The organism is Aquamicrobium aerolatum DSM 21857, from assembly GCF_900113935.1.
Classification (GTDB): domain Bacteria; phylum Pseudomonadota; class Alphaproteobacteria; order Rhizobiales; family Rhizobiaceae; genus Aerobium; species Aerobium aerolatum.
Genome location: NZ_FORF01000005.1, coordinates 59244 through 71310 on the forward strand (window position 1 = coordinate 59244; position 12067 = coordinate 71310).

Annotated in this window: 11 protein-coding genes; 7 read left to right on the forward strand and 4 right to left on the reverse strand. The window is 57.8% G+C overall.

Translation table 11 applies throughout. The features are described from left to right. Positions 1-4: 4 nt before the first annotated feature. The 3 genes from BMZ42_RS05435 (at position 5) to rpmG (ending at position 2234) form a co-directional block, all read left to right on the forward strand. Positions 5-757: an NUDIX hydrolase gene (locus BMZ42_RS05435; RefSeq protein WP_420492447.1), complete on the forward strand. Its 753-nt coding sequence runs from the start codon at positions 5-7 to the stop codon at positions 755-757. A 16-nt stretch (positions 758-773) separates the two neighbouring features. Next, entirely contained in the window at positions 774-1955 is a 1182-nt protein-coding gene (locus BMZ42_RS05440) for an MFS transporter (protein WP_091519609.1), read from the forward strand. A gap of 111 nt (positions 1956-2066) precedes the next feature. Then, the gene (rpmG, locus tag BMZ42_RS05445; protein ID WP_091519611.1) at positions 2067-2234 is read left to right on the forward strand and encodes a 50S ribosomal protein L33; all 168 of its coding nucleotides are present in this window, start codon (positions 2067-2069) and stop codon (positions 2232-2234) included. A gap of 334 nt (positions 2235-2568) precedes the next feature. Here the strand turns inward: rpmG and BMZ42_RS05450 are convergent, their stop codons facing one another. Together BMZ42_RS05450 and BMZ42_RS05455 are read right to left on the reverse strand one after the other, a co-directional pair. Then, entirely contained in the window at positions 2569-3942 is a 1374-nt protein-coding gene (locus tag BMZ42_RS05450) for a PleD family two-component system response regulator (RefSeq protein ID WP_091519613.1), read from the reverse strand. 34 nt (positions 3943-3976) lie between these two features. Then, a complete protein-coding gene (locus BMZ42_RS05455; RefSeq protein WP_280139854.1) occupies positions 3977-4333 on the reverse strand; it encodes a response regulator in 357 nt (118 codons plus the stop codon). A gap of 175 nt (positions 4334-4508) precedes the next feature. Between BMZ42_RS05455 and BMZ42_RS05460 the strand changes: the two genes are divergently transcribed. From BMZ42_RS05460 to BMZ42_RS05470, 3 genes are all read left to right on the forward strand, one after another. Next, positions 4509-4817, forward strand: a complete 309-nt coding sequence (locus tag BMZ42_RS05460; RefSeq protein WP_244523167.1) for a DUF3572 domain-containing protein — start codon at positions 4509-4511, stop codon at positions 4815-4817. Beyond that, positions 4814-5467 (forward strand): hypothetical protein, encoded by a 654-nt coding sequence (locus tag BMZ42_RS05465; RefSeq protein ID WP_091519617.1) that lies wholly within the window; start codon positions 4814-4816, stop codon positions 5465-5467. The genes BMZ42_RS05460 and BMZ42_RS05465 overlap by 4 nt, the downstream gene beginning before the upstream one ends. Before the next feature lie 89 nt (positions 5468-5556). Continuing rightward, positions 5557-6876 carry a DNA polymerase IV gene (locus BMZ42_RS05470; protein WP_091519619.1) on the forward strand — a complete coding sequence of 440 codons (1320 nt, stop codon included), beginning with the start codon at positions 5557-5559 and terminating at the stop codon, positions 6874-6876. Positions 6877-6932: 56 nt separating this feature from the next. Here BMZ42_RS05470 and BMZ42_RS05475 read toward each other — a convergent pair whose 3' ends face one another. Together BMZ42_RS05475 and cckA are read right to left on the reverse strand one after the other, a co-directional pair. Further along, positions 6933-7769: a L,D-transpeptidase gene (locus BMZ42_RS05475; protein ID WP_420492448.1), complete on the reverse strand. Its 837-nt coding sequence runs from the start codon at positions 7767-7769 to the stop codon at positions 6933-6935. A 640-nt stretch (positions 7770-8409) separates the two neighbouring features. Then, entirely contained in the window at positions 8410-11004 is a 2595-nt protein-coding gene (gene cckA / locus BMZ42_RS05485) for a cell cycle histidine kinase CckA (protein ID WP_091519872.1), read from the reverse strand. A 219-nt stretch (positions 11005-11223) separates the two neighbouring features. Here cckA and BMZ42_RS05490 point away from each other — a divergent pair, with 219 nt between their 5' ends. Further along, a complete protein-coding gene (locus BMZ42_RS05490; protein WP_091519625.1) occupies positions 11224-12021 on the forward strand; it encodes a flagellar biosynthetic protein FliO in 798 nt (265 codons plus the stop codon). The last annotated feature ends 46 nt before the right edge of the window (positions 12022-12067 follow it).

The following is a 12067-nucleotide window of genomic DNA, read 5'->3' on the forward strand; positions in this document are numbered from 1 at the left end:
TGTGATGACAAAGCAACGCGGCCTGGCCGGAATGTCGCGGGCCGAGCTTGATCACGCCGAAAGAAAAGACTTTGCGCTTGGCTCGGGTCCGCTGCGTCCCCGCGACGCAGCAACGCTCATCCTGCTCGACACGAGCGGACAGGAAGTGCGAGTGCTGATGGGTCGTCGCCACATGAAGCACGCCTTCATGCCCGGCAAGTTCGTTTTTCCTGGTGGTCGCACCGATCCTGCAGATAGCCGCATTCCCATCGCCGCGGGCCTGCACCCTGCCGAGGAAAGCAAGCTGATCGGCAAGCGCACCTCGCCAACACGCGCGCGCGCCATTGCCTTGTCGGCGGTCCGGGAGACTTATGAAGAAGCGGGCATTCTGCTCGGCCGCAAAGCGGAATTCGCAACGTCAAAACCGGACTGGCAGGGCTTCGTCGAGAACCAGGTCTTTCCGGCACTCGACAATCTTCGTTTCGTTGCTCGCGCAATCACGCCGCCCGGTCGCGTTCGTCGCTTTGACACGCGTTTCATTGCAGCCTTCCGCCATGATATTGCAGTGGAGCTTCCCGAAGGAGGGCCGACCAACGAGCTGGAGGAGCTCGTGTGGCTTCCCATCCGCGATGCCAAGGAAGCAGACATTCCGGCAATCACACGCAGCGTTCTTGCCGATCTGGAAACGCGGCTGGCAAACGATCCGCAACTCTCGCCGGGTGGAGATGTTCCGTTCTACTACATGCGACACAATCGGTTCCAGCGTGTGATTCTCTGAAATTAATGGTGGCGCAATGGCGGCCCTGCAGTCCGAAACGACTGAAACTCGATGGCTTTCAATTTGCGCTGCGATCGCTTCGATCAGCGTCGTTGGCATTGCCATCGGTCTCGGTGTCCCGCTTCTGTCGATGATCCTTGAAGCGCGGGGGCATTCGGCAACCATGATTGGCGCGAATACCGCGGTCGCTGGCATAGCGTCCATCGCCGCCGCGCCCTTCGCAACCCCACTGGCAAGCCGCTTTGGCGTTGTTCGCGTCATGCTCGCCGCCATCGTCGCCGGCGGCGTCAGCTTCGTCAGCTTCTACTTTCTGCCGGAATTCTGGATGTGGTTTTTCGCGCGAGCGATTCTTCACTTCTCGCTGACATTGCTGTTCATTTTATCCGAGTTTTGGATTTCCTCGTCTGCGCCTGCGCACCGCCGCGGCTTAATTCTTGGCATTTATGCGACAGTCCTGTCGCTCGGCTTTGCCTTCGGTCCATGGCTGTTTTCGCAGCTCGGATCGGCCGGATTTGCACCATTCGGAATCACATTTGGTTTCATCATGGTCGCTGCGATTCCTGTCCTGGCCGCTCACCGCCAAAGTCCTCAGATGTCGGAGTCTTCCGATGAGTCCAGCAACAGCTTCTTGCGCTACATCTGGCTGGTTCCGATGGCGACGGCTGCGGTGCTAGTCTACGGGGCGGTCGAAACCGGCGGCTTTGCACTGTTTCCGGTCTATGGCGGGCGGATCGGCTACACAGAGGCCGACGCGGCCCTCCTGTTGACTGCGGTCGGGCTTGGCAACGTTCTCCTTCAGATACCACTAGGCCTTGTCAGTGACCGCCTGCGTGACCGTAGGCACCTTCTCGTTTTTTGCGCGGCCGTTGGCCTTGCAGGTGTACTCCTGTTGCCTCTGGCTGCGGGCAACTGGCATGCAAGCGCATCGATCCTGTTTTTGTGGGGCGGGGTCGCCGCGGGTCTCTATACAGTCGGGCTCGCGCATTTGGGCAGCCGTCTCTCCGGACGCGACCTGGCATCGGCCAACGCTGCATTTGTTCTGTGCTACGGAATCGGCATGCTGGTCGGCCCGCAAATTATCGGGATCGGAATGGATCTGTTCGGTCCCAATGGCTTTGCCTGGTCTCTGGCAATCTTTTTCGCGGGATATCTAGCTTTGGCAGCCTTCAGATTGAACGGAACGACGCGAAAATCCTGATCGGGCTTGACATTTCGCTGGTGTTCTTTATGTCTCCGCGCAAGTTTTCCGCACCGGGCTGCCGCCCGTATCGATGCGGCAACCAGACCCTAATAAGAGCGGACGGGAATTATGGCCAAGGCTACGACCATCAAGATCAAGCTGCTGTCGACGGCTGACACAGGTTTCTTCTACGTGACCAAGAAGAACAGCCGTACGATGACCGACAAGATGACCAAGCGTAAGTACGACCCGGTCGTCAAGAAGCACGTCGAGTTCAAGGAAACGAAGATCAAGTAATCTTCGAGTTTCTGAGCATACAAAAAACGCCGCCTGTTTCAGGCGGCGTTTTTTGTTGCAAGACAGCGTGACCTGTCAGATTGGGGGCCGATTGGTAAATTGGCAGTGGTACGAGGAGGCCACTTGACACCAACACCAATCGGCCAACCCCACGGACCCAGGAGATGCGGCGGACCTGAGCATCATGGGGTATCTTCAATGCAAAAAGCGCAGCATTCCTCCCGCTGCGTCAAGCAAGAATCACATTCGCGCAGCATTGCGTGAAAAGCAACAGTTTCTTAACCAAGCCACGTAGCATTCGCCGAATACAGTAAACGCTGGCGCAAGGCTGGAATCAGGCTGCAGCAGCTACCACGCGATTACGCCCACCATTCTTTGCTTCGTAAAGTGCGACGTCCGCCCGCTTCATCAGCGCCTCCATAGTGGCGACATCCGGCGCAAGCCCGGCCACACCCACACTCACCGTCACGTCAATCGTCTGATCGCCGACGCCAGTTGGAAACGGCAATTCAGCGATCTGCAACCTTATTAGCTCCGCCACCTTTTCTGCCACGACAGCATCGGTATCGGGCATGACAACGACAAACTCCTCACCACCCATGCGGCAGGCAAGATCAATGCCTCGAACATTTTTCCGCAGACGGCTGGCCAGTTCACGCAGAACCATATCGCCTGCATCATGACCCCATGTGTCATTGATAAGCTTGAAACGATCAATATCCGTGATCATCAGCGAAAGGGGGCGATTACGGCTACGCGCGCGCTCGAACAACGTTGCCAGATGACTATCCAGATAACGTCTGTTGTGCAGCCCCGTCAGGCCATCAGTCACAGCCATCTCGATGGTCTGGGCCAGACTGGCGCGCAATCGATCATTGTAGCGCTTGCGCCGAACCTGAGTATTCAGGCGCGCAATCAACTCCTGCTGGTCGACAGGGCGCACCAGATAGTCATTGACGCCCAGTTCAAGGCCGCGAACAAGTCGTTCGTCCTCTCCCTCATCAGCTATGAGAATGATCGGAACGAACCGCGTACGATCAAGTGTCCGCAATTGCGAGCAGAGGCGCAAGGGATCGTATCCCGCCAATGATGTCGCAACGATTACACAATCATAGCCATCATCGGCAGCCTCGAAGAATGCCGCATGCGGATCCCTCGACACTTTCAAAGTGCAATGGTCCCATAGCATCCGGCTGAGCCGCTCTACCGAAGAAGGCCGGTCATCGACCAGAAGAACATTTGCCTTCTCATCAATGGCGCTATTCGGCCAGTTCAAGAGTTCCTCAATTCCGATGTCGCGTGTTGTCGAGGCGCGCAACCGCAATTCATCGGTGAGCATCTTCAGGCGAACCAGGCTCTTGACGCGCGTCATCAGCTGCAAATCGTTGACGGGTTTGGTCAAAAAGTCATCCGCGCCCGCTTCGAGTCCGCGCACCCGATCACCAATCTGGTCGAGTGCGGTGACCATCACGACGGGAATATGCTGTGTGGTCGGATCGCCCTTCAGTCGGCGGCAAACTTCAAAACCATCCATCCCCGGCATCATGACATCAAGAAGCACCACGTCGATTTTGCCATATTCGCAGGCATCGAGCACTTCTTGGCCGGAATAGGCTCCAACGACTTCAAAATACTCCGCCAGCAATCGTGCTTCGAGGAGCTTCACGTTGGCCGGCACGTCATCAACCACCAGGATACGGGCTGTCATGGCTCTTTCGCTCCCCAACCGCGCTCCACAGTCATCAGGCGTCTCCGAGATAGGATTTGATCGTGTCGATGAACTTGGCGACCGAAATCGGTTTGGAGATATAAGCCTCACAACCACCTTGCCGGATTCTCTCCTCATCGCCCTTCATTGCGAAAGCAGTCACGGCGATGACAGGTATCGTGTGAAGCTCGTCATCTTCCTTGAGCCACTTCGTCACCTCCAGACCGGAGACCTCCGGCAACTGGATGTCCATAAGGATGAGATCGGGTTTATGAGTTCGTGCAAGATCGAGGGCTTCCAGCCCGTTGCGGGTACGCACGGTCTCATAGCCCGTCGCCTCGATAAGGTCGCGAAAGAGCTTCATGTTGAGCTCATTGTCTTCGACGATCATCACCTTCTTGGCCATGGCATCCTGTCCACTAGCGGCGAGGTAGAAGCTCAAGTGCCTTCCAAACACTCGCCAGCATTCAAATATTCTAATTTTAGTGTACCTCGATTTGATTGACGAAAGGCAAACCGAAACGCTTTACTTGCAACGAGCAGCCTCGCTGCGTTAGATCACATGAATGAGCATGAAATTTCCGGGCAAAATCGGCCCCGATGAAGCCGAGCAGGTGGCGATCGCCGCCCTCTCCTTCGTAGCAAACGATCCAGTATTGTTGCCCCGCTTCCTCTCCCTCACGGGTATCGAGGCCAGTCAGATACGCTCTGCCGCTGACGCGCCAGGGTTTCTGGCCGGTGTGCTTCAATTCATCCGCGCCCATGAGCCAACGCTCTCGGCATTTTGCGATGCGGCGGGGCAGACGCCCGATGATGTTGCCGCAGCTGTTCGCGCGCTGCCGTTCGGCGACGAGCGTTATGAGGCCTCTACATGAGTATCGACCCGGAAACCCTTCGTCAGATTGAAGAACTTTCTCACGATGATCGCCCTTTGCTGGTGCTTGATGTCGATGATGTGATCCTGGAGTTCATCCGGCCGTTTCCCAGATATCTTGAAAAGCAAGGTTTTCGACTCGAACTCGGCAGCTTCCGGCTGCAGGGCAATGTTTTCCATCTCGAAAACGGAGAGGTCGCCGAAGCCGACCGAGTACGCGAGCTCCTGACCAGCTTTTTCGACAGCCAGTCGGCGTGGCAAACGGTGACCGATGGCGCGGCTGAGGCAATCGAAACAATTGCCAGGGATGCTGAAGTTGTGCTTCTGACCGCCATGCCTCACCGTCACCGCGACACCCGCAGACGCTATCTCGACGAAATCGGACTAACTTATCCGTTGCTGACAACCGAGATGGCCAAGGGACCGGCAATCATGCGCCTGCGGGGAGATGTGGCCCGTCCTGTGGCGTTCGTCGACGACATGCCCCATAACCTCACGTCCGCTCAGGAATATGTACCCGACGCACATCTGTTCCACCTCATGGCGGAAAACGATTTGCGCAAATTCCTGCCTCCTGTAAGCGACGGCGTAACGGTCGTGGAGGATTGGCATGATGCGCGGCCGAGAATTTCGGCTGCTTTGGGTCTGTAGAAAAAGACCACGACACTCTGCGTTTTGCGAACTAGGCGAGCGGCGTGACCTGCGCTATTGTCACGACGTTCCCCTTGTGTTCAAGCGCGATGCCCATCTCATCCAACTATCCTGAGCGCGGCTTCTGCCGCGACTGCCTTGCGCTCCAGAAGGCTGCTTGCAAGCGTTGCGACGCCTGTGGAAGCCCGCGCGTCGTGCGCCATGCCGAGCTTTACGAGTTAAACCTGGCGCATATCGACTGCGACGCATTCTATGCCGCTGTCGAAAAACGTGACCGACCGGAACTGCGCCACAGGCCAGTGATCATTGGCGGCGGCAAAAGGGGCGTCGTGTCGACTGCCTGCTACATTGCCCGTATCCGCGGCGTCCGCTCGGCCATGCCCATGTTCAAAGCGCTCGAAGCTTGCCCGGAAGCAGTTGTCATCAAGCCTGACATGGAGAAATACGCTGCTGTCGGACGCCAGGTGCGCGCCATGATGCAGTCCTTGACGCCCCTTGTCGAACCGCTCTCTATCGATGAGGCGTTTCTCGATCTTTCGGGCACGGCCAAGCTTCATGGTAAGCCTGCGGCAATGGTGCTTGCAGATTTCTCGCGCAAAATTGAAGCCGAGATAGGAATCAGCGCGTCGATAGGCCTTTCCTACTGCAAGTTTCTGGCAAAGGTCGCCTCGGACCTGGCAAAGCCACGAGGTTTCTCGGTAATCGGCAAACAGGAAGCGCTCGAGTTTCTCGCATCCAAGCCCGTCACGGTGATCTGGGGTGTCGGCAAGGCCCTCAGCGCGACACTGGAGCAGAACGGCATCCGAACGATCGGGCAGTTGCAAACGATCGAGCGAACGGAACTGATGCGGCGCTACGGCGTGATGGGAGACCGACTCTACCATCTTTCACGCGGACAGGATGATCGCCGTGTAGAGCCCGAGCATGATGTCAAAAGCATTTCTTCCGAAACGACGTTCGATAGCGATCTGGCTGCATTTGACGATCTGATACCAATTCTGCGCGCACTTTCAGAAAAGGTATCGCGACGCCTGAAAGCAGCAGATATCGCCGGCCATACGGTCGTCCTGAAACTGAAGGGCTCTGATTTCAAGAGCAAGACACGTAACCGGCGCCTACCCGATGCTACCCAGCTCGCCGACCGCATCTTCACCACCGGGCTCGAATTGCTGCGGAAGGAAACAGACGGAACGCGCTATCGCTTGATTGGCATCGGTGTATCTGATCTTGGAGCACCAACGACTGCAGATCCACCGGACCTGATAGACGCTCAAGCCCGAAAACGCGCTCTGGCAGAGGGTGCAATAGACGCACTACGAGAAAAATTTGGCGGCAAACCCGTCGTCGAGACCGGCTACACCTTTGGCCGCAAAGTCCGCACGCGCCCTGCGCCCGACCAAGACAATTGAAACAACAAAAAACGCGCTGCCAGGGCAGCGCGTTCAGTTTTTCCAGAAAGTTGACGTCAGATATTCGCGGCGGGGCGCCTCGGCGCTGACGTATCGCCGACTGCTGGCGCAACCGCCTCGGTCTCTCCCGGCGTGCTGCTATAGGACGCCATCTGCCGAGCCGCCCATCCGGGAACCTGCTTCTGCGGATACATCAGTGGCTCATTCTGCAGAACGACCACGGGAGTGTCCAAAGCCACACGATTGTAGAGATCGATGATGTCCTGATTGAACAAGCGGATGCAACCAGAAGATACACCCAGACCAATCGACCAGGCTTCGGTCGTGCCGTGGATCCGGTAAAGCGTGTCGTTGGGGCCTTGAAACAGGTAGAGCGCACGAGGCCCGAGCGGATTATCCAGCCCCGGCTGCATACCGCCGGCATATTGCGCATAACGGGAAGGCTCGCGAGCAATCATGCTCTGTGTGGGCGTCCAGCGCGGCCACTGGGCCTTGCGTGCAACTCGTGCCGAACCTTCGAATTCCAAGCCCGCTTTGCCGACGCCAATGCCGTATCGCATCGCCTTGCCGTTCTCCTGCACGAGATAGAGAAAGCGGTTGGATGTGTCGACAACGATCGTGCCGGGCATTTCGCTGCGGTGATAGTCCACCTGCTGACGCAGGAAGCGCTGTTCCACACTCGCAATATCAGTGGCCGGAAGCGGGAACTTTTCCTCTGGCAGCGGCCCATACATCGCGACATAGTAAGGATCCGGGCCAGCGGGAACCGCTGCGGATTCCATCACCCCTCTGGTGCTGGTGCACCCAGCTACGAAAACCGGCATCGACAGGAGGAACAGACGACGCGAGAGTTTTCCGGCACTTGCCTCGCGAGGATCAGTTTTGACAGACATGAATTGAGACCTGGACTTTTGATGGTGCCACATGGGAACGAACGCCCCATCCTTATAGGTGTTCCCTCACTGATCTCTAAACATGGCGATGAGTTGGGCTATATGAGGCGGAAAAGTGTCAGCCTGTTCGCTGTGGCACAAATGACACGTTTCAGACGTCGAACGCGTTGTCCGCTTCCTCGTAAGCCTGAAGCGCCGCTGGGATACCCGAGCCGGAAAGAATCGCCGGGGTCCCTGATCTCTGAAGCGTCGATGTCTGGGTCTGCGTGTCCGTTGCCATCAGGCTGCTATATGCCCCGGCAAGCGAACCACAGCTGATTGACGAGATGCTGCGGAAATACGTCGGTGTCGCCTCAATCTCCCTACGCGACACTGTCTCGCCGCGCTCTGCGAGCAAGCTCGGCTTGCTCGTGCCAGGCGCTGTCAAATGCGTAACAACGCTTGCGTGTGAGTTTACACCAGTCACCATTATTTTCCCGACCCCGTCGATCCGCAGCAAAGCTGTACGCTCTGTAATTCACGGCGATGGATAGATCATTGACGAAATCGATAAAATCTTAGCGATGCAACCTATAGTCGGATTTTGTCGGGAATCCACAGAATCGAGAGACACCGACTGCCCCCACTACGCCGGCGTCACTCAGCTTTCGAGCATGTCTTTTACGGTTGTAGCAAGCTGCTTCAGCGTAAAAGGCTTGGGAAGAAATCCGAACTTCGCTTCCTTGGGAAGGTTCTTCGCAAAGGCATCTTCGGCGTAACCCGAAACAAACACGAACTTGATGTCCGGCTGGCGCTTGATTAGTTCTCCGAGCAGCGTTGGGCCGTCCATTTCAGGCATCACGACGTCGGAAACCACGAGATCAACCTTGCCCTCAAGCTCGTCGAAAATCTCCAGTGCTTCCACACCCGAAGACGCTTCGTGAACCGTATATCCACGCGACGACAACGCCCTGACCCCGCCCATTCGCACGGCATCCTCGTCTTCCACCAGCAGCACGGTGGCTGTGCCGGAAAGATCTTTGCTGGCTGCTTTTGGAGCTTCCGCCTGCGCGACTGCCGGCGCGTTGAGTTCCCCGTCGATCGTCTTGGGCAGCGATGCGGTTTCCACGACATGGCGAGGAAGGAAGATACGGAAAGTCGTCCCGACATTCGGCGCTGAAGAGCAGAAAATGAACCCGCCCGTCTGCTTGATGATCCCGTAGACCATCGACAGCCCCAGCCCTGTCCCCTTGCCAACTTCCTTCGTGGTAAAAAATGGCTCGAAGATCTTCTCGAGCACATCCGCCGGAATGCCTGTGCCGGTGTCTTCGACCTCGACCAGTACATAGTCTGCAATGGGAAGTTCACGGTAGCCGTAAGCCGAGCATTCATTGTCGGCTACATTGCGCGTGCGCACCGACAGCCCGCCACCGTTTGGCATCGCGTCACGAGCATTGACCGTCAGGTTGACGATGACCTGCTCGAACTGGCCGATGTCCGCTTTCACGGGCCAAAGATCCCGTCCGTGGTCAATTTCCAGCCGGATTTCATTGCCGGCGAGCCGCGACAGAAGCATGCGCAGATCGGCCAGAACATCGGTAAGGTTGAGAACCTCCGGCCGCATCGTCTGTTTGCGCGAGAATGCAAGCAGCTGGCGTACGAGGGACGCAGCGCGATTCGCATTCTGCTTGATATTCATGATGTCGGGGAACGACTGGTCCGATGGCCGGTGGTTTGCCAGCAGCAAGTCGGATGCCATGATAATCGCGGTCAGCACGTTGTTGAAGTCATGCGCGATACCGCCTGCAAGCTGTCCGACCGCCTGCATTTTCTGGCTCTGCGCCATCTGCGCCTCGAGAGCCTTCTGCTCCGTCGTCTCAACCGCGTAAACGATTGCCGCCTCTTCCGCACCTTCTGCGGAACCGCCGTCAGCAACAGCATTCACATAAAAACGAATATGCCGGTCTTCGTCATCTGGAAGCACGGTGTCAATCGGCGCGATATCCGCCTGGCGCTGGCGTGCACTCGCAAGAGCGGCCTCGAATGCGGCTCGATCGCGCAGATGCATGACGCTGTCCAGGCGCACGCGACGGTCGAGCATATCCCGGTCTACGACCGATCCAAACAGGGACAGGAATGGGGCGTTGGTGCGCAAAATGCGACCATCGCCATCTACCCCAGCGATCGCCATCGGTGTCGAATTGAAGAAGCGGGTGAAACGAACTTCCGACGCACGAAGATCTGCAGACGCATCTTCGCCATGGTCCCGGTTAAGCACGATTGTACGCGACGCGCCCGGCGCGCCGTCGCGTGTTGCAGTGACACGGTGCATGAACCGAACCGGAACCGCAGCACCGGATACGGTTGCAAGGTCCAAATCAATGACCGCGTTCCGGGTGGCGCCGGGGTCCGCCTTGACAGAACGTATCAGCGCAATTCCATCGCCCGCGACAATTTCGCTCAAGGTCGTTACCCCCGGCGTAAAGGAGGCAAGATCAATCCCGAGCCACTCTGCCAGAGTTGCATTGATATAGGTGATGCGACCAGCGGCGTCGGCGGCAAAGAAACCTGCAGGCGCATGATCCAGATGATCGATGGCCTTCTGCAAATCCAGGAAGAAGCGTTCCTGCTCTGCGCGCTCTCCGGAAATATCGGCGATCTGCCACGCGGACAATGGCTGGCGGTAGCCCGGCACCTTGAAGGTCCGCGCTCTGACCCGATACCAGCGAGCTCCGGGCTCGGAGCCAGGCCTGATCGGTTGCGGCATCCGAAATTCGCCATCTCCGGCCACGCCGTCGCGCAGGCCTGCCGCAAGCTTGTAGACGGTTGGTGAAGCCTCCGGACTATCCGACAACAATCCCTCGACGGTGCGCACATCCGCGCCGGAGGTTGCGCCAGTCATCTCGCTATACGCCTCGTTGGCGTAGATGACCCGGCCCTTCACATCGGTAACGACAAGTCCCTGCCCCATCGTGTCAACAAACGCACGGGAAAGCTCATCGGCGGTTGACCGCGGTGCGATGTGGATGAACCCGATGGCGGCGGTAAACAGAAAGCCCGCGCCGATCATCGCCAGCATGCCAAGCAGACCGAGAAGAAACGGATCGCCCAGCCGGTCCCGAAACAATGTGAAGAGAATCGCCGACAAAATCAGGACAGCGACAAAAATCAGCAAGCGTGAAATTGCCCCCGGGCGCGAGCTCTGGTCCACAATGGGTGCCGGGCGCGTCTGCACGCCGCCGGTGTCTTTTGACATATTCTCTCTGCCTGCGATGACCGTGCGCTGTGCAACCGGCATACATCATGCCGATCAGCATCTGCAAGTGCAGCGCAGCCCTCAATGCAGATTGAAAGTCGGCAATTCCTGCCTCGCTCCAGCTTCGGGACGGGAATCCTTGCTGTCAGTGTGACAGGCGTATTAGTGTGCGCTGACATTCTAAGAAAAACGACATCTCGATGATGTGAGGGACCACATATGCAGGCTTGGCTCGAAAGTGTCGCGGGACCGGAATTTGCCCCGGCACTGATGTGGACTGTGATCGCGCTCGTCGGACTGCTGGTCCTTCTTGTCGCAGTACGAATCATACGCGGCCTGACATTCGGAACGTTTGTCGCCGGCGGCAGGAACCGTAAGGCTCGTCTGGCGGTGATGGATGCAACCGCCGTTGATAGCCAGCGTCGTCTTGTTCTGGTGCGGCGCGACGATGTCGAGCACCTGATCCTGATCGGCGGCCCGACCGATGTTGTCGTGGAACAGAATATCCGCCTTGTCGCGCCAGCGAGTGCCCGTCGCCCGGCAGAAGAAATGCCTTATGCCGCCCCGACTGAGCCAGCGCCGGCGATACGATCACCAGCACCTGTAGCGCGTCCGGCGCCCACCGCTCAACCGGTGACTCAGCCCCGCCCCGCGCCGGCAACGCGGCCCGTAGACGTCAAGCCAGCACCTGCGGCTGCCCCAGCGCACGCGACGGCATCGCCTGCGGCCAGCTATCGGCCAGCAACACCGCCTCGTCAGAGCGACCCCAATACATCTGCGTATCCAGCGCCCCCGCAGGCGAGTGCGCGTCCGCCAGTTGCACCGGTTGCAGCGGTTGCAGCGACCACACCAGCGCCGGTTTCTAGATCGCCCCAAAATCTCGATGAGGCTTTACTGGACGAGCTTCAGGTATCGCTGGAAAAGCCAGGCGCTGGCGCCGGATCGTCGGTTGATCTTTCCCTTGATGAAGAGATGAGCCGACTTCTCAGCGATTTGTCGGCAGAAAAGCAGCGCTGATCCAATCTTCAAAAGCAAAGAGATAAAAAAAGCGGCCCGAAAGCCG